The sequence below is a fragment of the Paenibacillus sp. JT22N12 genome (assembly GCF_056269365.1).
This window is the reverse complement of the sequence record NZ_JBWDNU010000003.1, coordinates 745,773-765,052: the sequence shown is the minus strand read 5'-3', so window position 1 is coordinate 765,052 and position 19,280 is coordinate 745,773. Positions and strand designations below refer to the sequence as shown.

The window sequence follows — 19,280 nt, the reverse complement described above, 5'->3', positions numbered from 1 at the left end:
ATGGCGATATGTGGTAATATAAAAAGCCCGCTTGCATCGTGGCTGGCGGGATTATTTTTATTCCCAGGATAAAAAAATCCTCCCACGGGGGAGGAGGTATTTATTTACCCAAATTTACTTTATGAAAGAAATAGCCTTTTAATGATTATTTGAAAAGCTTTCCGATCAATTTGAAAATATCGAATGATGTCCGGTTGTAGACCTTGTTATAGGCAGCTTTCTTTGGATTCCGCATCCACCCCCATCCCCGCGGCATCTTTAGTCCGGCACGGTGGACGACCTGACGTTTAATTCTGGTCAGAGCTGCGATCCGCTTTTTGATGCTGGGCTTACGGATTCCGAATTTCATCGAAAAGTTTCACCTTTTCTTTATTTTTTGATCAGTTCGTCGACTTCATCACCAAAGGCTTCCATATATTGTGAAAGGACTCCAGTGTCAAAATCAGCGTTCTTTTCATTTGCTTTAGGAGGTGACTCCTGGATTATTTTATACAGTCGATCGACTTCACCAGAAATCTTGGTCCATACTTGTTTCACGGCATCATATTCCGCACCTAACCCATTCATATAGGCATCATAATCAGCCTTCTTGCTTATCGCTTTACCCAGTCTCTCCATAGTGAAATCGATATCCAGTGTTTCCCCTGTACTGCTTGTACCACTTCCCATGTACCAACTCACATCAATAAAACCATCATTCCAGATATCAGAAGTAATATAATTTCTTATCTCGCTCAACATACTTGCGGCGGATGATTCATCTGCTTTATCTGAGGAGTCATTTGCTGAACCCGAAGTAACAGGTACCGGCGCTTTGAAATTTTTCCTCATCGGGTCAAATGTTTCTTTATCATCATCGCTGAAACCCCAAGCTACCTTGTCATCCTTTATCATCATAATTATCTCACTCTTATCTTCCCCTTGAATCAAAACAAGTGTATCTTTAGCCCCTTCCTCATCAGTAAAATCAGCAGACTCGATGACTTTGGGGTTCTTAATTTTAGCATCTTCTGCCGATTCAGAGGATTCACCAAGACGAAAAATGGTTTGAACTTCAGGGTGAACCTTCTCGTCAACAAATTTCTTCTTTACATCAGTATCAGTTCCGTTAATGAAATTTGTTATGTAAGCCAACGCTAGGGTTTCATCCTTCGATAATTTCTTAGGTTCTTCTTCTTTTACCGATTCTATAGGAACGTACTCTGTGGTGCCTACAGCAGTACCTGTTTCAACAGTACCAGTATTTCCGCTGTTATCACTATTCCCTGCATTCTTATCATTCGTTGGTTTGGATGAACAGGCCGTCATGACTACAATCAAAGATAAAGCAGCTAACCATTTAATTCCTCTCAAGATGAACACTCCTCATAAATATCTAGTATATTCTGTCCGCATTATTCTACTACAAAAGTCCCGGTCTGGCGATATGTGGAAATCAATTAATCTTACCTTTGAACTAGCAGTAACCATTATTGCATAATTTTTTTACTTAGAGGAAAAAACAAATGTGAAAACAATTACCTTACTGAAATGGAGGTGTTACACTTGAAAAAATTAATCACAAGTTTTTTCTTATGTGTCGTGGTGTTTGCTATGTTGTTGGTTCCCGCTTATGCGGATAACAATAATATGAACATGACAGACAATAATTACAGAGCGACTGCAGCGGGCGACAACAATGATAATGGTACCGATTGGGGCTGGCTTGGCCTTCTCGGTCTTATCGGTTTGGCGGGTCTCAGGGGTAGAAGCCGGGAGCGTACTTAGATCCTATATGTAAAGCAGAGTACCATTTAGCTGACCACAGACAATATGTTCGTGAAAATGATGAATCGAAACATAACCCAGAATATGCTCCGATTCGTAAACCATCTTATAAAGCGGATCCCCAGCTGATTTCAGCCAGGGGATTTCGTTTTAGAAAAATCACGGTAGATAATAAAGGGGGAAGGAAGCCGATGGTCTGGTCAAACTTTGAGGAAATTATAAAAAGACAACCCAATCATTGTAAAGGTTGTATTTGGGGAAGTTGGGACGGATATCGACAATATTGCCCAAAACAAAAGTGCATAAAGAAAGAAAATACATAATTCAAATCAATCCGCTGATTTAGCTCTAGCGGGATCTTCCACTATTTCTCTGATCATACCTTGAGGACCAAATGATAAAATAGTCCTATGAGGTGGTGCGAATGTTTATTCCCCCAATGCTTCTCCAAAAACGTGAACAGCCTTTTGATGATCCCCGATTTATTTACGAGCCCAAAATAGATGGCCATAGGCTGATTCTTTCTAAGGTGAATGGTGAGGTTAGATTATACACACGTCACAATACCGAAGTAACAAACCAATACCCGGAGCTACATAATGTTCCTGTCGGCATTGCGGATGTTATACTCGACGGCGAAGTTGCATGTGTGGATGCAAGAACAGGAGCTGTTGATTTCGAGGCTGTCATGGGGCGTTTTAAAGCCAAAAGTCCTCTGCAGGCTGCTGCCAGGTCTCCGGTACATTTCTATGTATTTGATGTGCTGCAGATCAATGGGGAGGATGTACGTAGTCGCCCGCTGATTGAGCGCAAGGCAATGCTTAATGACATAATGGTCGACAGCCCGTATTTCAGTCATGTACTTAGTGTTGACGGCGTTGGAACGGCTTTGTATGACGTGATTAAGTCACGATCCATGGAGGGCATCGTTGCCAAGCGTAAAGATAGCAGATACGTCAGCAGGCGCTCTCCCGAGTGGCTAAAGATCATCAATTACACATATGCCGAAGTCCAAATCGCCGGGTACCGCAAAGACGATTTCGGTTGGATGGTGCAATATGAGGGCAGGTATGCGGGAGTAATCGAGCTTGCGGTGCCGGCTGATTATCGTAAGGTATTTTATAATGTCGCAAGAACGATAGCTACTGGTGAGGATAAAAATTATGTCTATGTCCAACCTGTTATCAAGGCCAGAGTTCGTACAAGAAATTGGACTAAAGCCGGACTATTGAGATCACCAGAATTTGTTGATTTTGTTGTTTGATATCCCCTCCTTGCCTATGCTTTTATTACACGAGCGTAGCGTTACGTGCGCGGTTTATCCGATGCTAAATGTGGTGGGTCTAACACACCTGTGTAACTTAATATGTATAATAGGGGTAGGAATTAGAAGAATGGGATAGAAGTCATGAAAGTCCATGAATGCAATTCACTGCAAGGGAATAATATTAAGATTTACCAAGCAATGACTATTACGGAGGAATTGCATTGGAGGATAAAGTTTCCTTTCTTAAAAGAATCATTTCAATTAAACTTTTGCCCGTACTGCGAAGATGAATTAATTACGGATTATAAAAACTGGTCGCTTATATGAGAGTGGCTTTTCTTATGTGCTACCCGTAGTATGACGTTCGCATTGAATGCGACAATGCAGTTTTTTTCTTTTCGCCGAGTTGCTTACCGAAGTGCACCACAATCCATGTTTCGGATGGGCCGGACTACTGTATATATGTTTAATCGTTCGATCTAAAATGCAAACAAGATGGCTCACATTTCATTAAACCTAACTTGATTTTTTGATAACAACAGAAGCGTTTACGTTTGTTTGTGTGCCACCGGCCAAAGTCTGTAAGCCTACCGCGGCAGCTGAACTATGATTTCGCAGTGTAAGAAAATCGCCAGCCGCTAGAGCGATTATAATCTGCCCATTGCTTTGCTGAGTGCCGGCACCCTAAAACTGATTCCTAAAATCTCGCTTAACCAAATTCTAGATCAGAGCGAAGCGAAGGAAGCAAGGACGAATATAAGTTCTTGATTAATTTCAAGCAGGGAGATGAAACCTTGTTCCAGATAAGGGAGTTCGACTTGATCATCGATAAATTTACCTACACGGTGACAAGGGTTTCCGGAACTTTTAAAATATTGGAACTCCCGCCTTATCAGCTTAGTCAAACTAGGGCACAGACATTGCTTGAGAGGTATAACCGAGAAGAAGTCTAAGAAGGGGCACCCAAGCAGGTGGCCCTTAAACTTCGACTTATAGATGATACGGTGAACCCTACCATAAGTGACGGCTAAATTTTTGGTGTTTCAATCCACGCAACAAAACGAGTTCTCATACAACTCATAAACAGTGAGCAGCTGCTCCGCAGGCCTTTCTCTGCGCTTTTAATCCATTTAATATATGCTATGTGAAAAATTTCAACCGCAAATTGCGCGGCAAGCTCCGATAGATCGCTATCATATTTGGCGGATAACGAGTTTGTGACAGACGCAATGAGCACCTGCCCATTCAACAGCTCAAAGCTGCTGAGCTGAATTTTTGCTTGGCCTGATACAAATTTTGAAATTGTTGGATTGTTCATTCCCGTTAGAGCGTTGTTTTATCCTTGCGTTTGAGAAAACGCTGCTAAAGCGACTGCCGCTGCTCGCAGAATTAGCGAATGTGGCGGTCCTTATTGAGTCGGATCGAGCCAGCGCCATAACTGGCACCGTCGCCAACGGACCTGCGGCGAAATCGTCGACCGACAGACTCTGGAAAAGTCTTATTTGCTTACACTGGTCAAAGGGCGGATGACAACTTGATAATCCACATTAATCTTCATATGCTCCCAGTAGTCTTCCCATCGTCCACTGGTCATCGCTTTTTTGAATGGGGTAATCGTATGTGTACCTACCTGTAAGGGATCTACTTTCCACCGCTGCATTTTGTTTAGAAGGTTCAAGGTATTTTTATTTAAATAGGATTCAATCTCAACCTCCAGATCACTTAATCCATCGTGTTCGAACAGATTGTTCTCCTTTTGATACTCTTCAAGCTTGGCCTCAAGCTTGACTTGCAGGGAGAGAGCCGAGTAATCGCGGCTAATTTTCATACTGGTTTCAGCCCGGATATTTCCAAGACTCAAGAAGAGCTTCGGCATAGGAAACTGCTTGAGGTAATGATCGTTATCGATAAGCTGGAAGATTTCATCCTCTTCATTTTGGATTGTTCCCATGAGCGTATCGCCATGTAACAATGCCGTCCCATCGTAGGTGAAATTTGAAGAATTCGCCTTGAAGACCGGGAGAACCGGATACGGCGAGGGGGAATAGCGACGTTTCAGATAATTATGCAGATTGACAATGGTCATCTCTCCCTGATGATGTGTCTCATAGTGCTTGAACATGCGATAAAGAAAATATTCCAAATTATCCTGTTCGGCCAATTGATCATTCAAATATTCATCAAATCTTCCCCGTACTATGACAGGGAAGATTCGCGGGGAAATATCGGGATCGATGAGAAAGGTTTGGAGCGCCTTGGTTCCGTTATGCCTTATATAATTCTCGTTCAGAAACAGCATCCGGAGCTGTCCAAGCTTTAATTCCCGGTAAAAGTTTAAATTGAAATTCTTTTCGCCTTGCTTCAACAGATCCACCTGGATGGATAACAGTTTTTTCTTCTCATTAAGTAAAGGCGGCACCACTGTGCTGATTTTGAGCTTTTTCCCGTTTCCCTCGTCAATGGACCATAAAATAGTCGGAGAGATTTCTTCAACCGTATTCTTATCGACAAAGGGGGAGCAGCCGCTAATCCATATGCAGCCGCCAAGCAAGATCCATAGGTATGTCCGTTTGGTGATTCTCATGAAGGTAAGCGTCCTTTTTTTAGTTTTATGGCAATGAAGAGTAAGGAGGGAACAATCAAATAGCTGAAGGCGCTGGAACAAATTTCGACGACTACCATGATATTCAATGAAGATTCCGTACGCCAAATCCATTTGTATGCCACAATCATCCATGCATATAAAGCCAAGGAGCACAAGATGAACCCAATACGGCTGGTTGGCTTGAGATGGATTCCCAAAGAAATCCTTCCTGCTCCATAAATCAATAGCAAGAACAGAGAGATAAAAAACAAAAAGTTGAACATGTGAAGGGTAATAAATAGCATATCTATTCGTTCAAGCACGGGATATTGAAGATAACGAATCATGTTCAGGATGGGATAACTGACTTTATCAAGATGGGCCGAGCCGAAATAAAATAATGAACTGATAAACAGGATTAAATATTCAATAATGGTGAGGGTATTCGCCAAGCTGAACGATTTGATCATCCTGGATTTCGGCTTCAGCCATGGGGAAAGGCAAACCAGATACTCCGGACCGGAAAAGGCAGCCCATATAAACAACAGGGTTTTCCATGGAGAATCTATACCGTCAACGGGAAACAAAGGATATATATCATAAAGATGTGCAAAAGGTGGCAAAAGGAAAGGGATGTAAACCATAATGACCCAGACTGAGCATAAGAAAACGACAACAATAAACCGGATTGTTTTACCCAGACCATATGAGGCAATGTAGAAGCCAACCAAAAGCAGGGATAAAGTCAACCAAACAGCATTCATGGAGGGAAAAATAAATTTATCCAAAATTTCAACATAACCGAGGGTGATGACCGACAGCTTAATAACAAGCAGGAACAGGCCAATTACAGTAAACAGCCGAAGCCTGCCCATTCCAAAAAAATTGACCAGCCCTTCATAACCGGAACCGGAATGCCCTGAAGAAAACCATTTTGATAACAGGACTAAATTAAACTGCGAAATAAGGCCAACTCCAATTATCCCCCATATCATATAAGGGTGGACCAAATAGGTAGGCATGATTAAAGGATAATATAGAATTTGAATGCGGTTGATCAGCAAAAAGGCATAGACGCCGCCGTAGGTATGCTTTTTCTCGAATAATGCGACAGGATTCATGAAAGTCACCTCTTTCGGCTTGTTCGCCATTTCTGTAAAGGGTGCAGCGATGCTGGCCGGTCCTTCATCCAGCTCAGTGGCGCCCGAACAAACAGATCCGCCCACTCTTTTCCGTAAAAAGGGGAAACAGGAGCAAAAAAAGGCTCTTTCAAGGAGGAAAGTCCATTCAAATGAGCCAGCAGACAGGCAAAGCCAAGTATCAAGCCGTATATTCCCATGGAAGAAGCCAACACAAGAAATAGAAATTGAATCAAAGTGCTGGACTTGGTCATCAGGTAGTTGGGCACCAAGTAAGAAGCGATAGCTGAAATACCGACCAGAACGATGAGGACTTTACTGACAAAACCCGCTACCACTGCAGCTTGACCAATAACGATACCGCCAATTACTCCCAGGATTTGCCCCGATTTGGTCGGCATTCTCAAACTGGCTTCCTTAATGATTTCCAGCGTGATTAGCATCATAAACGCTTCCCAGAAAGGAGTAAATGGCAATTTACTGCGGGATTCCATCAATACATAAAGAATTTGCAGCGGAATCATTTCGTAGTGATAGGTGGATACCGCCACATAAAAAGGAATTAAGAATATCGACAGGAAGAAACTGAGATATCGGATAACACGAAAAAAACTGGCAACGTTCCAGCGAAGAAAATAATCCTCCGGCGATTGAAAGAGGTGGAAGAAGGTGATCGGAGCAATTAATGCGTAAGGTGTATTGCCTACCAGAATAACGAGCTTGCCGAGCCCCAGGGAATAAACACACTGATCCGGGCGGTCTGTTTCCAGAAATTGAGGAAATACAGTATATTTATGGTCTTCTATAAAAGCGGCGATCTGTGATGAATCAAGAAACATGTCATAATCGATCGCTTTAATTTTTTCTCTGGCTATGGAGATAAACTCGGGATTAGTCAGCCCTTTGATATACATAAGGACAACTTCTGTTTTAGTTAACGAACCGACGATAAATTTCTCCGTTTTGAGTGCGGCAAGAGGCAGACGCCTTCGGATCAGTGTGATATTGTGTTCCAATTGCTCGTCAAAACTATCCTTAGCTCCATAAATAATCGTTTCCGTGACGGATTGTTCTATGGCGCGGCTAAGCGGGTTCTCCAACTGCACTGCCAGCCACTGATTCTCAGGCATATTGACGATAAGAACATATCCGGTAACAAGCTTGTCCTCTGCCTCCTGCAAGGAGGTAATAATCATTTTTGATACAGCAGGTCCTTCTTCTAGCGTCTCATGTGGATTGATATTTAAGGGTTCAACGATGGCTTCGTTTAATCGCTCAGTATCGATTAACGTCTTAATATAAACCAGGGTCGTCTTCCGGTTTTTGTTGAACTCATGCTCGTCAAATTGGGCATCGCTCATGCCTTCAAGAAGCGCCTTGAGATTGTCCATGGTTAACATGGAGCTGGCATCAAACAAGGAAATTCACCACCTTAGCCATATTAATTGTCATTTTTAATATGCTACAAGCCTGGTTTGTTTATCCTCCGCTCGTCTGTTTTCGAAATAATCGATTGTAATTTATCTTGTCAGAGTAAGCATCATCATAAATAGGAATCGTTAATAAGTGTTATGCGTTGAATAGGTTCAAATTCCGGTGGAAATGATATCTCTGTTCAAATATTTTAGAAGAAGGTGGGTAAATGATCAACCAGCAGGAAACGTTAGCCGCCCATGAATCACTTGAGATTCATGAGGCACTCAATTTCAAAACTCTCTGTCTGGCAAAGTCCAAATTAATGCAGGGTCTGGTGTTCGACCAGGAGTTGAAAGATTTGATGCAGAAGGATGTACAGCAGAGCATGCAAGCCATTGCTGATCTGCAAGCTGTGTATACCAAAGCCCCCTTCCATGCCCCTGTCCCGGAATTCCGACCAACCCCCATTTTGAATTGAGGTGACAATATGACATTGAATCAGGCAGACCCGATTAAGATGGATTATGTTGATCCCGCTAACTCGCTGAATATGCCCGAAATGGCTGATATGACATTTGCCATGGACTTCCTTATCCGCGCCAAAGAGGGGGTTCGAAACACCGCCACAGCATTGACCGAGGCTGTTTCACCCGATGTCAGGGCACTTTTGCGCACTCAGCTTCATCAAGGCATTGCGCTTCATCAGGAAATTACGGACCTGATGGTTCGCAAGAAATGGTTTCACCCCTATGAGCTCCAGAAGCAATACCAATTGGATCAGCTGTCAGCTAATAATACGGTGGAAATCAGCAAGCTGAAGCTGTTCCCTGATGATACAACACGCAAAGGCATGTTCGATCGCACGCCGGACGAGCACATAGGAGGAAATAAGGCATGAAGGCAGTTACGTACCAAGGCATCAAGAATGTTGTCGTGAAGGAAGTCCCAGATCCGAAGATTCAGAAGGCGGATGACGCGATTATCAGACTGACGACCACAGCCATATGCGGTTCCGATTTGCACCTGATTCATGGAATGATTCCGAATCTGGAAGAGGATTATGTCATTGGACACGAGCCGATGGGTATCGTTGAAGAGGTCGGTCCCGGTGTGACCAATTTGAAAAAAGGCGACCGAGTGATCGTCCCGTTCAACATCGCCTGCGGGGAATGCTTTTATTGCAAAAATCATTTGGAAAGCCAGTGTGACCAGTCGAATGAGCATGGGGATATGGGAGGGTATTTCGGATATTCCGGCACAACCGGCGGCTATCCGGGCGGACAAGCCGAGTATCTGCGTGTGCCCTTTGCGAACTTTACGCATTTCAAAATTCCGGAAAACTGCGAGCATCCCGACGAGAAGCTGTGTCTCATCGCGGATGCAATGACAACGGCGTTCTGGAGCGTCGATAACGCCGGTGTTAAGGAAGGGGACACGGTCATTGTCATCGGCTGTGGGCCGGTTGGTCTATTGACGCAGAAGTTTGCCTGGTTCAAAGGGGCAAAGCGTGTAATAGCGGTGGATTACCTCGATTATCGTCTGCAGCACGCCAAACGGACGAACAAGGTAGAGATCGTCAACGCAGAGTCGGAGGAGAATATCGGCAACCACCTAAAGGAAATGACCAAGGGAGGTGCGGATATCGTGATCGACTGCTCGGGAATGAGCGGCAAGATGTCTCCGCTTGAATCCCTGGCAGCCGGCCTTAAATTGCAAGGCGGGGCGATGGGCGGTTTTGTTATTGCCTCGCAGGCCGTACGCAAAGGCGGCACGATTCAGGTAACAGGCGTGTATGGGGGGCGATACAATGCTTTCCCGTTGGGTGACATTTTCCAGCGGAACGTCAATATTCGTACAGGACAAGCGCCTGTCATTCACTATATGTCTTATATGTATGAACTGATCGATAAAGGCAAGATAGATCCAGGCGACGTTGTGACGCATGTCATCCCGTTAAGCGATGCCAAACGAGGCTATGACATTTTTGACACGAGACAAGACAATTGCATCAAAGTATTGCTCAAGCCGTAATTTTACGAATTAGGAGGAATTCTAACGATGTATGCCCTGCATGAAACGCTCGAGGTTCACGAAATGGCCGCGTTCAAAACCATATGCTTGACCAAGGCCAAGACGATGCAAGGATTAATTTCGGATGCGGCTTTGAAGGATATTTTACAGCAGGATGTTGAGATCTCGACCCGCCAGCTGCAGGAGCTAGGGGCGATTCTCACGCAAGCTGCCGATCAGGAGGTGAAGGTATGAACACACTTCTGGAGCATTTAACCGGTATGAACACCCTGACCGACCAGGTCATTGCGATGGACTTTTTGATCAATGCGAAAAGCGGAGTGAGGAACTACGCAATGGCGGTAACGGAAGCCGGAACACCGGAAATCAAGGCGATACTCACGAAGCAATTGGAGGAAGCCATTGATATCCATGAGCGAATCTTGACCTACATGCTGGAGCGTGAGTGGTACCATCCGTGGAACGTGCAGGAGCAAATGCGGTTTGACCTGCAGAATATTCAGACAGCCTTGGATGCACCTGTGCTGTAGTGTGAAAACCCTTATCAAAATTTCTATTCAGTAAGTGGAAAACGAAGCGATTGTCTCCGATTCCATGACGTTTGGTTTTCATCGAACAACACTACGTCTATGTTCAGCCTGCAATAAAGGTTCGGATCCGGACAAGAAACTGGTTCAAGGCGGGTTTATTGAGATCACCAGAATTTGTTGACTTTGTCGTTTGACAAGCTCCTTCTTGCATATAGCAGGCAGGAGTTTTTTGTTTTCATAAAATAAATATAAGTCACCCTCTTGAAAAATATAAGACAATGTCTTATATTTAAGAAGTTAACAGGAGGTGATCGTGCTTGTGAATCTTGAAAAATATAGACTGATGGCGGATGAGGTAGGGGGAGAGGTAGGGGAAAAGATACATAAAATGATTGCCGATTTTGAAATGTTCCTGCATGATAGACCTGTTCCCCCATTACTTGGTAATAAAGAGGTTGCTGAAGAGTTAGGAATCAGCCCTAAAAATATGACTCATACTCGTAAAACCAAGTTCTTCCCAGAACCAGCAACGTATATAGGCAATCGACCATTTTGGTTAGTTTCTGAGATCGAAGAATACAAAAGTAAAGTTGAGGATTGGCGACGGCAATCAAATTCGAGGGACGGTTGAGGTCATGAGCGATTTCTTGTTTTTTATGGTATTTTCCACTATCGAAGGTATTTCAATATATGCATTGGCATTATACGTATTCAGATTCAATTTTACCAGGTATATAGGCCATTCCCTTATAATTATTGAACTAATTAATCTCCAGAATTATCTGACCCGGGAAGAGATTGCCTCAATGTCATTTCTGGCACCTGTTATGAATCTTTTGATTACAATCTTATTCCTTAAGACGATTGTCAGGATTCCTTTAATTGGTGCTTTTATTATGACGGCAACTGGTTTTGCCGGATTTATAGTTGTACAGGCCAGTTTGATTGAAGTTCTATATTCGATGAATCAGATTGATGCTGATCCCGTAAAAGGTCGTATAATACAATTTTTGACCGGGGCTATAGTTATGTTTATTGGATGGGCAATATATAGGGCAGGATATGGATTTACAAAGGATTTTGAGCGTCTTCGTTTTCAATGGGAACACATGCTGGTCATTGCATTAATCATCATATTTATTGTGTTACTTGGCCTAATGATGTATTTCATGAATGTATTTGCTAGTCTAATTGGCTTTTTGTTGGCTCTAATAGTGTTCTTATATTATTCCTTCCGCAAGGAGGCTGCAAATAATTGATAGACGCTCTCTCGAACAAAATTGCCGTCCGCATTAAGGCTGAGGTTCCTGATCATCCAGCAAGTATTGCTGTTCTTCAATATTCACTCTCCATGATTTTAAATACCACGTTCATCGCTGCTCTTTCTTTCCTGATCTCTCTGTTTACCGGCAGGTTCGTAGAGACAGCAGTAGCTCTCTTTGGATTCGCTGTTCTGCGTCAAATTTCAGGAGGATATCATTTGAAGTCAGAGGCCATCTGCATCTTGGTTTCAACCTCCGGTGTTGTAGTTCTTTCTTTCGCAGATTTCGGGCAAACGATCACCCTCACCATGAACGCGGCAGCTCTTGTACTAGCACTCATCTATGCCCCGTCAAGGATCGATCAACAGACGAGGATCCCAAAGAAATATTATGGTTACCTCAGAATAGGTTCTGTGTTGCTAATCCTTACCAGCGGATTTATTGGATACTCTGTGCTTGCATCTGCATTCCTTGCACAAGCATTAACGTTAATTCGGACAAGGAGGTGAAATGATTGAAAAAAAGCGCGTATTCTTTTCTGGCGACGGCTCTCGTCTCTATGGCTGTTGTTGTCGTAACCACAGCAAGTTGGGCGTTTATTCATCAAAAACAGACGCCTGTAGAGCTCCTTAAGTAATCAGAAATCAGGGGATGGTTATTATGCAGCAATGCGATCAACTCTCTGTCTCGCTCGATATTGACGGAAAAAAAGGGCTGCAGCTAATATATATCAGGGATATTATCTACATCGAGCATGACGGAATAATCAACAGACTCATTGTCCATACACTCAAGGAAATGTTTTATACCATGGGTACATTAAAATATTATGAAATAATATTAAATAATAGCGGCAACTTTGATTTCAAGATAACTGACAGAAACAATTTAGTTAATATTGATAACATTGTCTGCCTGAATCAAGCAACTAAAAAAGCATACTTTGAATTCCCTATTTCAAAAAATTCAAAAAGTTGTACATTCTCAGGTGCGATTTATAAGGAGACAGTTCAATATTTATCAAACAGATCGTCCGTTGTTTTTGCATAACGAAAGTCATGAGCTGCGCCTCCAGGTGCAGCTTTTTTTGTTACTTATGGTCTCTATATCACATAAAATGTGAAAAGTATGTCGAAATTTGTAGATGGTTTTAGGAAAATTCATCCTGTGAGTTATCATTTACAAACATTTTCACTCTAATTAAAATGGAGTTGTCAAGGGGGGTTTTAAACATTTGAATTTTTGTTGACAAATGATAGATAACATACCGGGGTGTTGTAATTGGCTAGCGGGGGAGCAACTTGCTCCAGCCTGCTGCGTTTGATTTATTCAGAGGGGAATTCGTAAAGATCCTCCATTCGGCAGTTCAGTAGAATTGCACAACCCATCATTACCAAAGGGTTCATCTTCTTTAAACCTTGTTCATACTGGGATATTAGCGTAGGAGAAACGGACAACCCCAGACCCTTTAATTTATTCGATATTTCTAACTGAGATAAATCCGCTTCTTTACGGCGTAAACGCAACAGGCACTCGCCGTAGCGCAGTGCCAATGAGTTCCCTCCTAAAATTAATTTGATTGTTTTCGGAACGCATGTTCGTATATAATTTTAATACAAAACAACGGGGGCTGACGGTGATGACAAATAAGATAGACGCTGAAACATTTTTACAGGCGATATCTGCTAGAACAGAAGATATGCATTATTTATTGAAAAATCTAATTACCGATCCTCACGTAAAATCAGACGTGCCATGTCAAAAAGTTTCTTCTTCTCAGCTTCCGACAATTCCCGGTCACCAATAACCCACTCCATAGCCATGAAAGCTGCTTCGTCGTTCAATTGAACCGCGTTAGCGGCTTTTCTTTTTCCCTCGTCCAAAACAACATCAGGGTTATTCGTATGACCTAACACCCAATCGGTAGTTACACCATAAAGATCACAAAGCTTCTTGAGTGTATCAAAGTCTGGCTCGCTATTTCCTTTTTCATAACCGCTCAAAGTTTTGTTGTTTATGTCCGTATGGGCTTTGACTTGCACTTGTGAGTAACCTGCCCTTTTACGTGCTTCCGCAAGCCTTTTTGAGTATATTGGAACCATTTAAAATTCACGCTCCTCAAAGATTCATATTAACATACAATCCATGTATCTGAGAATTAATTCTGATTTACTAAGAAAAAATTGTTGACTTCCGGGTTTTTAAGAATTATATTTGATTTACGAAATCGGAACATGATTTCACAGGACTTAACAAGGAAGGCGGTGATCATTATTGGAGCAATTGATTTACATGCGTATCCGTACCTATATCAACGAGAAAGGACTTATCCTTAAAGCAGTTGCTCGAAATTCCGGGATTAAAGAAAAACGGTTTTATCTGCTAATGTCCGGGGATGTAAATATGTATGCAGATGAGTTTGAAGCAATATGTAAAGATGGCCTTGAGATTGATCCTACTGTTTTTTTAAGAAAAAATTCTTAGATACTAAGAATCTGACAAGATTTATTATAAGACCTTGTCTTATAAAAAGCAATACACCTATGCACTAATTTGGAAATATATTCTTCGAAAGGACTGTCTGCAGATGGGGAATCAACAAATAGATGCGACAGAGTTCCTGAATGAGATTTCAGAAAGGAGATTAAGCATGAACCAACTGGTATTCATTGAAAACGACAAGGCGGTAACAGATAGCTTGACGGTGGCAAATACTTTCGGGAAAAGACATGCGGATGTGATGAGAGACATTCGTAACCTCGATTGCAGCGAGGATTTCAATCAACGCAATTTTGCACCGATCAATTATACCGATGATGCAAATCGTACTTATCCGAAATACCTCATCACTCAAGACGGCTTCTCGTTCCTGGTCATGGGCTATACCGGCAAGGAGGCAGCTCGCTTCAAAGAAATGTACATCGGGGAATTCAACCGGATGCGCCAGCAGCTTCAACAACCGGCTATCCCGCAATCCTTACCCGAAGCGCTCCGACTTGCTGCGAACCTAGCAGAAGAGAAGGAAGCCTTGCAGCAGAGGATCGCGCTGGACAGACCGAAGGTGCTGTTCGCTGAAGCTCTTGAAATATCAGATGATTCGATTCTCGTTTCTGATCTGGCTAAGCTGCTCAAGCAAAATGGGATCGACATGGGCGAGGTCAGGCTGTTCAAGTGGCTGAGAGAGAACGGCTACCTGATTAAGAGCGGCAGCGAGTATAACACACCGACTCAGCGCTCCATGGAATTGCAGATCATGGAGATCAAGCTGGGGCAGCGGCTGAGCACGAGAGAGGGGTTCAAGGTAACGAGGACACCGAAGATCACCGGCAAGGGGCAGATTTATTTCACCAACAAATTCAAAGAAGCTGCCGCAGTAGGGGAGACGGCTGAAAAGAGAACATGCTTGATGAAGTACTGCGAAGAAGTCGGCACGTTTGAACTTGATAACGGGCGCTGGATTTGTGATAGCTGCGCGGCCAATATGAGCGATATTGCACCTTAACGATAGATAATTACAAAATTCAGGGAAGGAAGTGATTCGGATGATGCGCACAATCGGCATTCACCCAGTCCATCGTCGCATGTCTGAAATTACGTTGAAGGCCAACAAAGTGGGTTACGACAAACTGACGGTCATGGAACAAATGGATCTGGAGCATTGCCTGCATGTGAGCGCAACAATCGTCCTCAAACTGGAGCACTTAAAGCAGCTATCTATCATTGCCTATAACCCGTTAGACGCCGAATGGCAACATTCGATATGCGACCAAATTGAAAAGCTGGAGGCTACGTTTACCTTCACTGAATATTAAAAATTGAAAGGAGAAGCCCCATATGGATATCCAAAAGCTTCGTAATGTCTGTATGTATTTTTCCCAGCTGGAAGAGCGGATGATTGCTGATTGCCGGTATAACATCGCACAATTCGCTAACGGCCAATACCACCGTTATGCCAGGCAGTTGAAGCGCCGTTCGGAGGTCGTAGTAAATGGCCGGGGATAACGCTGAAATGATTCTTGAGGGCCTCCTGTGCGAGTGCTGCGGCGAGTATATCGACGGCGAAGAGCCGGGGCACCCGCGGTTATGTGAAGACTGCGAAGGGGATTTGGAATAGCTCCAAAATGCAATACCCTATTATTTTTTTGCCAAAAACAGCGAAAGGAGGTCCGAAATGCCGAAAAACGAGCCGAAAGAGGCGGTTGACGAGTGCGCGAACAGCGCTTGTGAGAAACCCATTTATGCAGGCGATATGGTATGGAGAAAGGGTTTTGATCGTTACTGCTCCTGGAGCTGCCTGGCAGTAAGTATGGGCGCTGTGAAGATCACAGCGGAATAACAAATCAAATTTGGAGGGGAAAGAACATGTTGAAATCTACAGGGGTTGTAAGAAGGATAGATGATCTCGGCCGGGTGGTTGTTCCAAAGGAGCTCCGTAATACCTTGTCTATCAAAGAAGGAGACCCGCTTGAAATCTTCGTAGACGGTGAGCGCATTATTCTGAGTAAGTATGCGCCAGGCTGCACGTTCTGCGGGGCGGTTGATCAGCTCCAATCCTTTAGGGGCAAGCTCATATGCGGCGAGTGTGCCGGCCTGATCGGGGGTGGGGCGATTGGATAGAATCACGCTTGAGCATTACGAAGAGCGGGCGAAGAAAGCTCGGCAGATCGTCGAAAAAATCGATTCACTACTCAAATATTTAGAAAGAGTCGATAACACGGCCACAATTCAATTTTCCGATCAAAACACCAATAATTTGTTCGAGATTTCTTCTCGGTATTCTGACTCATCCCGTAATCACAAACGTTTGATCGACATGATAAAACCTGCTCTCGTGCTATTGATCACGGAAGAAATCGCTTTGCTCGAATCTGAGCTTGCGGCTTTGTAGGGTGCTCCAATGAAGCCCAAACACAGTAAGCCCGATTCCCGAGGCATGATATTCGTCACTTGCTCGGAGTGTAACCGGGGCGGCAACGGGGATGAAAGCTGCAGCAGCGGCTGGAAGATCAAGCGTGGCGGTCCCGAGAAGGGCGCATGCTTCTCAGGCAAATTGCTCGACAAGTACAAATCGGAGGGGATTATCAATGTTCAAGGATAAACAGCAAGCGTTCCGCTGCGCCAAGCAGGCGGCAGCAGCTCGCCAGTTCGCACAAATGAAAGCTAATCGTCGTTTCAAACGGGATAAATCATCAGGGGAGGCTTACAAGCCCGGCGTATCGGTTCTCGGTTCCAACCCTGCTCATAAAGCTTACCCTGAGTCGATCCGCGTCCGGCATAACATCAAGACCTCCAGATATGCCGGGACGAGGAGGGCTGGCCGTGGTTGATCCAAACAAACTCGACGGGGTTATTGAAAGGCTGTCCAAACTGGTCAATGACACGAGTGACCGATTTAACAGCACGTGGGATATTCTGGATGCATTGGCCCGGTTTGTGGAAACGGACCTGCCGGATATTGTATCTGAACTGGAAGAGATCAGAGATGAATTAGAAGAAGGGGAGGGCGTGTGAATGCCTAAACAAATTCGCTTTATCGAGCTCGAGCTCATCAACTTCACGGAGATGCGTAGTCAGGTCGTCCGCTATGGTGACATTACCAAATTATCCGGACGTAACGGTCAAGGTAAAACATCCATCGGCAGCGCGCCGGTATGGATCCTCTGGGGCAAAGATTTGTTCGGCTCTGATTATACCAAAGACAAGTACAGTCCGCGCCCCACCAATTATGAGTATGACCGTGTTTATGCATCGATCTTGCTTTCTGTCGACGGGTCGGAATACAAATTTGCTCGGGAGATCGACGGGAAGGACAATAACTTTTACATCAACGATGTCGATAAATCGGCTACTGATTTCAAGGCGGTGGTTGCCGGCCTCTTCGACCAAGAGGAGTTCATGTCGCTGTATTTCCCAGCATTCTTCTTTAGTCTCCATAAGGATCGGCAGCGGGAGCTGCTTGTGAAGGCTATCCCGGCTCCAATTATTAAAACAGTCTTAATTGAGATGTCGCGAACATCGGCTGATCAGAAGCCGGCGGAAATTAAATTGAATCCCCAGGCGGAAAAACTCGCTGAACTGCTTAAGAAGAAATCCATTGACGAATTGAAGACCGTCCATGGAGGGGTTAAAAATAAAGGCGGCTTGTTGTCGAAACTCAAGGATCAATACATCGGCGATCAGAGTCGGACTAAAACGTTGAAAGAGCAATTGGAACGTTTGCCAGTTGCCGAATTTGATATCGAAGCCAAGCGTGCCGACGCCGCATTTATTAAAGTCGAACTCGAGCGTGAGGATCAGGTCGTTTACGACGCATCAACCGTAAATGCGAACTACACAGCGCTAGAAGCCCGCCTTAAAGGTTTGCAAGATCAAGTGGATGCATCAAAAGCAGCATGGCCCCAATTGAAGAATGAGCCCATTGAGGATACTTGTCGCACCTGCAAACAACCTTTACAGGAGGATGCGGTGAAGGCGGTCACCGACGATAAAGAAGGCCGCAAAAAGGCATATCAGGCTAAGCACAAGGGATTGGTAGACCAGCGAAATGAAGCGAATGCTGCTCTTGATGCGGCTCAGTGGATTAATATAACGGAGCAAAGAGCCAAGGTCCGGGAAATCGGAGACCGTTACGATTCGGCAATGCAAGAAATCAGAAATTTCGAAGCCCGAGCTCTGCTTTTAACTGACATTGAGATGGCCAAAGCGACCGAGTCTGCAACGCTCGAAAACCTCCGGGAGTCGACATTCATCCTGGACGCAATCAAAGCTTTCAAGGCTAAGGAAACCGAGATTCAGGCCGCTCAGATTGAGAAGCTCTTCACAAGGCTTTCTGTCCGCCTCTTCAAATACGTGAAGACAAACGACGAATATGAGCCTGATTTCAGTATCCAAATGGACAACAAGGATTTCATTATTCTGTCAACCGGCGAGAAGATCGAAGCCGGATTGGAACTGACGGAGGTTTTGTTTAAGAATTCTGATCTGATCACGCCGATATTTATCGACGGCATCGGCGAATATACCGGACCTATCAGCGCCTATGATCAAGTGATTACAGGGCGCACGGTGCCTGACAAGGATTTGACTATTGAAACGGAGGCTTTGTCTGCATGAAATCAGTAACCTGCGAGATCACCTTTAAGCCGTATTTTATCGAAGGTCAGTCATATCCGGTCGATACGACCTATGGGAAGATGATCGTTGTCATCGACAGCAAAGGGCAATTCCATCATCTGGATACAAGCGGCGAATTCTTCGCCGACCATTTCAAAGGAGGCAATTAAC

The 19,280-nt window shown here is 44.1% G+C and carries 32 protein-coding genes and 1 pseudogene; 25 read left to right on the top strand and 8 right to left on the bottom strand.

What is annotated here, in order from left to right:
• Window positions 1–145 precede the first annotated feature (145 nt).
• Window positions 146–349: a hypothetical protein gene (locus AC0YOA_RS14880; RefSeq protein WP_475787242.1), complete on the bottom strand. Its 204-nt coding sequence runs from the start codon at window positions 347–349 to the stop codon at window positions 146–148.
• A 20-nt stretch (window positions 350–369) separates the two neighbouring features.
• Window positions 370–1,353 carry a hypothetical protein gene (locus AC0YOA_RS14875; RefSeq protein ID WP_475787241.1) on the bottom strand — a complete coding sequence of 328 codons (984 nt, stop codon included), beginning with the start codon at window positions 1,351–1,353 and terminating at the stop codon, window positions 370–372.
• A gap of 192 nt (window positions 1,354–1,545) precedes the next feature.
• On the opposite strand from AC0YOA_RS14875, the gene AC0YOA_RS14870 reads away from it, so the two are divergent.
• Window positions 1,546–1,767, top strand: coding sequence for a WGxxGxxG family protein (locus tag AC0YOA_RS14870; RefSeq protein WP_475787240.1), 222 nt, complete (start codon window positions 1,546–1,548; stop codon window positions 1,765–1,767).
• A gap of 424 nt (window positions 1,768–2,191) precedes the next feature.
• Entirely contained in the window at window positions 2,192–3,031 is an 840-nt protein-coding gene (locus AC0YOA_RS14865; protein ID WP_475787239.1) for an ATP-dependent DNA ligase, read from the top strand.
• Window positions 3,032–3,550: 519 nt separating this feature from the next.
• Here the strand turns inward: AC0YOA_RS14865 and AC0YOA_RS14860 are convergent.
• The 4 genes and pseudogenes from AC0YOA_RS14860 to AC0YOA_RS14845 all read right to left on the bottom strand — a co-directional run.
• A pseudogene (locus AC0YOA_RS14860) lies at window positions 3,551–3,718 on the bottom strand (collagen-like protein); the annotation flags it as partial.
• An 814-nt stretch (window positions 3,719–4,532) separates the two neighbouring features.
• On the bottom strand, window positions 4,533–5,618 hold the full coding sequence (locus AC0YOA_RS14855) for a Ger(x)C family spore germination protein (RefSeq protein ID WP_475787238.1): 1,086 nt from the start codon (window positions 5,616–5,618) through the stop codon (window positions 4,533–4,535).
• Window positions 5,615–6,739: a GerAB/ArcD/ProY family transporter gene (locus AC0YOA_RS14850; RefSeq protein ID WP_475787237.1), complete on the bottom strand. Its 1,125-nt coding sequence runs from the start codon at window positions 6,737–6,739 to the stop codon at window positions 5,615–5,617. The genes AC0YOA_RS14855 and AC0YOA_RS14850 overlap by 4 nt, the downstream gene beginning before the upstream one ends.
• A 5-nt stretch (window positions 6,740–6,744) precedes the next feature.
• Entirely contained in the window at window positions 6,745–8,157 is a 1,413-nt protein-coding gene (locus AC0YOA_RS14845; protein ID WP_475787393.1) for a spore germination protein, read from the bottom strand.
• A gap of 242 nt (window positions 8,158–8,399) precedes the next feature.
• On the opposite strand from AC0YOA_RS14845, the gene AC0YOA_RS14840 reads away from it, so the two are divergent.
• The 10 genes from AC0YOA_RS14840 to AC0YOA_RS14795 all read left to right on the top strand — a co-directional run bounded on the left by AC0YOA_RS14840 (window position 8,400) and on the right by AC0YOA_RS14795 (window position 13,046).
• Window positions 8,400–8,651 carry a spore gernimation protein GerQ gene (locus tag AC0YOA_RS14840; protein WP_475787236.1) on the top strand — a complete coding sequence of 84 codons (252 nt, stop codon included), beginning with the start codon at window positions 8,400–8,402 and terminating at the stop codon, window positions 8,649–8,651.
• Between the two features lie 39 nt (window positions 8,652–8,690).
• Window positions 8,691–9,071, top strand: coding sequence for a spore coat protein (locus AC0YOA_RS14835; protein ID WP_475772884.1), 381 nt, complete (start codon window positions 8,691–8,693; stop codon window positions 9,069–9,071).
• Window positions 9,068–10,204, top strand: a complete 1,137-nt coding sequence (locus tag AC0YOA_RS14830; protein ID WP_475787235.1) for a zinc-dependent alcohol dehydrogenase — start codon at window positions 9,068–9,070, stop codon at window positions 10,202–10,204. Before AC0YOA_RS14835 ends, AC0YOA_RS14830 begins: the two co-directional genes overlap by 4 nt.
• A gap of 27 nt (window positions 10,205–10,231) precedes the next feature.
• Window positions 10,232–10,438: a hypothetical protein gene (locus AC0YOA_RS14825; protein WP_475772867.1), complete on the top strand. Its 207-nt coding sequence runs from the start codon at window positions 10,232–10,234 to the stop codon at window positions 10,436–10,438.
• Window positions 10,435–10,734 carry a spore coat protein gene (locus AC0YOA_RS14820; protein ID WP_475772868.1) on the top strand — a complete coding sequence of 100 codons (300 nt, stop codon included), beginning with the start codon at window positions 10,435–10,437 and terminating at the stop codon, window positions 10,732–10,734. Before AC0YOA_RS14825 ends, AC0YOA_RS14820 begins: the two co-directional genes overlap by 4 nt.
• 319 nt (window positions 10,735–11,053) lie before the next feature.
• On the top strand, window positions 11,054–11,365 hold the full coding sequence (locus AC0YOA_RS14815) for a helix-turn-helix transcriptional regulator (protein WP_475787234.1): 312 nt from the start codon (window positions 11,054–11,056) through the stop codon (window positions 11,363–11,365).
• Window positions 11,366–11,369: 4 nt separating this feature from the next.
• Window positions 11,370–11,993 carry a hypothetical protein gene (locus AC0YOA_RS14810; protein ID WP_475787233.1) on the top strand — a complete coding sequence of 208 codons (624 nt, stop codon included), beginning with the start codon at window positions 11,370–11,372 and terminating at the stop codon, window positions 11,991–11,993.
• Window positions 11,990–12,505, top strand: coding sequence for an accessory gene regulator ArgB-like protein (locus AC0YOA_RS14805; RefSeq protein ID WP_475787232.1), 516 nt, complete (start codon window positions 11,990–11,992; stop codon window positions 12,503–12,505). The genes AC0YOA_RS14810 and AC0YOA_RS14805 overlap by 4 nt, the downstream gene beginning before the upstream one ends.
• 5 nt (window positions 12,506–12,510) lie before the next feature.
• Window positions 12,511–12,633: an AgrD family cyclic lactone autoinducer peptide gene (locus tag AC0YOA_RS14800; protein ID WP_475787231.1), complete on the top strand. Its 123-nt coding sequence runs from the start codon at window positions 12,511–12,513 to the stop codon at window positions 12,631–12,633.
• A 23-nt stretch (window positions 12,634–12,656) separates the two neighbouring features.
• Window positions 12,657–13,046 (top strand): LytTR family transcriptional regulator DNA-binding domain-containing protein, encoded by a 390-nt coding sequence (locus tag AC0YOA_RS14795; RefSeq protein ID WP_475787230.1) that lies wholly within the window; start codon window positions 12,657–12,659, stop codon window positions 13,044–13,046.
• A gap of 275 nt (window positions 13,047–13,321) precedes the next feature.
• Here AC0YOA_RS14795 and AC0YOA_RS14790 read toward each other — a convergent pair whose 3' ends face one another.
• Window positions 13,322–13,549, bottom strand: a complete 228-nt coding sequence (locus tag AC0YOA_RS14790) for a helix-turn-helix domain-containing protein (RefSeq protein ID WP_475787229.1) — start codon at window positions 13,547–13,549, stop codon at window positions 13,322–13,324.
• A gap of 171 nt (window positions 13,550–13,720) precedes the next feature.
• Window positions 13,721–14,098: a helix-turn-helix domain-containing protein gene (locus AC0YOA_RS14785; protein ID WP_475787228.1), complete on the bottom strand. Its 378-nt coding sequence runs from the start codon at window positions 14,096–14,098 to the stop codon at window positions 13,721–13,723.
• Between the two features lie 172 nt (window positions 14,099–14,270).
• Here AC0YOA_RS14785 and AC0YOA_RS14780 point away from each other — a divergent pair, with 172 nt between their 5' ends.
• The 13 genes from AC0YOA_RS14780 (at window position 14,271) to AC0YOA_RS14720 (ending at window position 19,279) form a co-directional block, all read left to right on the top strand.
• Window positions 14,271–14,480: a hypothetical protein gene (locus AC0YOA_RS14780; RefSeq protein ID WP_475787227.1), complete on the top strand. Its 210-nt coding sequence runs from the start codon at window positions 14,271–14,273 to the stop codon at window positions 14,478–14,480.
• A gap of 166 nt (window positions 14,481–14,646) precedes the next feature.
• Entirely contained in the window at window positions 14,647–15,498 is an 852-nt protein-coding gene (locus AC0YOA_RS14775; RefSeq protein WP_475787226.1) for a Rha family transcriptional regulator, read from the top strand.
• A gap of 40 nt (window positions 15,499–15,538) precedes the next feature.
• Window positions 15,539–15,808, top strand: a complete 270-nt coding sequence (locus AC0YOA_RS14770) for a DUF7667 family protein (RefSeq protein WP_475787225.1) — start codon at window positions 15,539–15,541, stop codon at window positions 15,806–15,808.
• A gap of 22 nt (window positions 15,809–15,830) precedes the next feature.
• Window positions 15,831–15,998, top strand: a complete 168-nt coding sequence (locus tag AC0YOA_RS14765) for a hypothetical protein (protein WP_475787224.1) — start codon at window positions 15,831–15,833, stop codon at window positions 15,996–15,998.
• Complete coding sequence (locus AC0YOA_RS14760) at window positions 15,985–16,110, top strand: hypothetical protein (RefSeq protein ID WP_475787223.1); 126 nt, start codon at window positions 15,985–15,987, stop codon at window positions 16,108–16,110. Before AC0YOA_RS14765 ends, AC0YOA_RS14760 begins: the two co-directional genes overlap by 14 nt.
• A gap of 57 nt (window positions 16,111–16,167) precedes the next feature.
• Complete coding sequence (locus AC0YOA_RS14755) at window positions 16,168–16,332, top strand: hypothetical protein (RefSeq protein ID WP_475787222.1); 165 nt, start codon at window positions 16,168–16,170, stop codon at window positions 16,330–16,332.
• A gap of 26 nt (window positions 16,333–16,358) precedes the next feature.
• Window positions 16,359–16,613, top strand: a complete 255-nt coding sequence (locus AC0YOA_RS14750; RefSeq protein WP_475787221.1) for an AbrB/MazE/SpoVT family DNA-binding domain-containing protein — start codon at window positions 16,359–16,361, stop codon at window positions 16,611–16,613.
• A complete protein-coding gene (locus tag AC0YOA_RS14745) occupies window positions 16,606–16,884 on the top strand; it encodes a hypothetical protein (RefSeq protein ID WP_475787220.1) in 279 nt (92 codons plus the stop codon). The genes AC0YOA_RS14750 and AC0YOA_RS14745 overlap by 8 nt, the downstream gene beginning before the upstream one ends.
• A gap of 9 nt (window positions 16,885–16,893) precedes the next feature.
• Window positions 16,894–17,094 (top strand): hypothetical protein, encoded by a 201-nt coding sequence (locus AC0YOA_RS14740; protein WP_475787219.1) that lies wholly within the window; start codon window positions 16,894–16,896, stop codon window positions 17,092–17,094.
• A complete protein-coding gene (locus AC0YOA_RS14735; RefSeq protein WP_475787218.1) occupies window positions 17,081–17,323 on the top strand; it encodes a hypothetical protein in 243 nt (80 codons plus the stop codon). The genes AC0YOA_RS14740 and AC0YOA_RS14735 overlap by 14 nt, the downstream gene beginning before the upstream one ends.
• Entirely contained in the window at window positions 17,316–17,507 is a 192-nt protein-coding gene (locus AC0YOA_RS14730) for a hypothetical protein (RefSeq protein ID WP_475787217.1), read from the top strand. The genes AC0YOA_RS14735 and AC0YOA_RS14730 overlap by 8 nt, the downstream gene beginning before the upstream one ends.
• The gene (locus AC0YOA_RS14725) at window positions 17,508–19,109 is read left to right on the top strand and encodes an ATPase (protein WP_475787216.1); all 1,602 of its coding nucleotides are present in this window, start codon (window positions 17,508–17,510) and stop codon (window positions 19,107–19,109) included.
• Complete coding sequence (locus AC0YOA_RS14720) at window positions 19,106–19,279, top strand: hypothetical protein (protein ID WP_475787215.1); 174 nt, start codon at window positions 19,106–19,108, stop codon at window positions 19,277–19,279. The genes AC0YOA_RS14725 and AC0YOA_RS14720 overlap by 4 nt, the downstream gene beginning before the upstream one ends.
• The last annotated feature ends 1 nt before the right edge of the window (window position 19,280 follow it).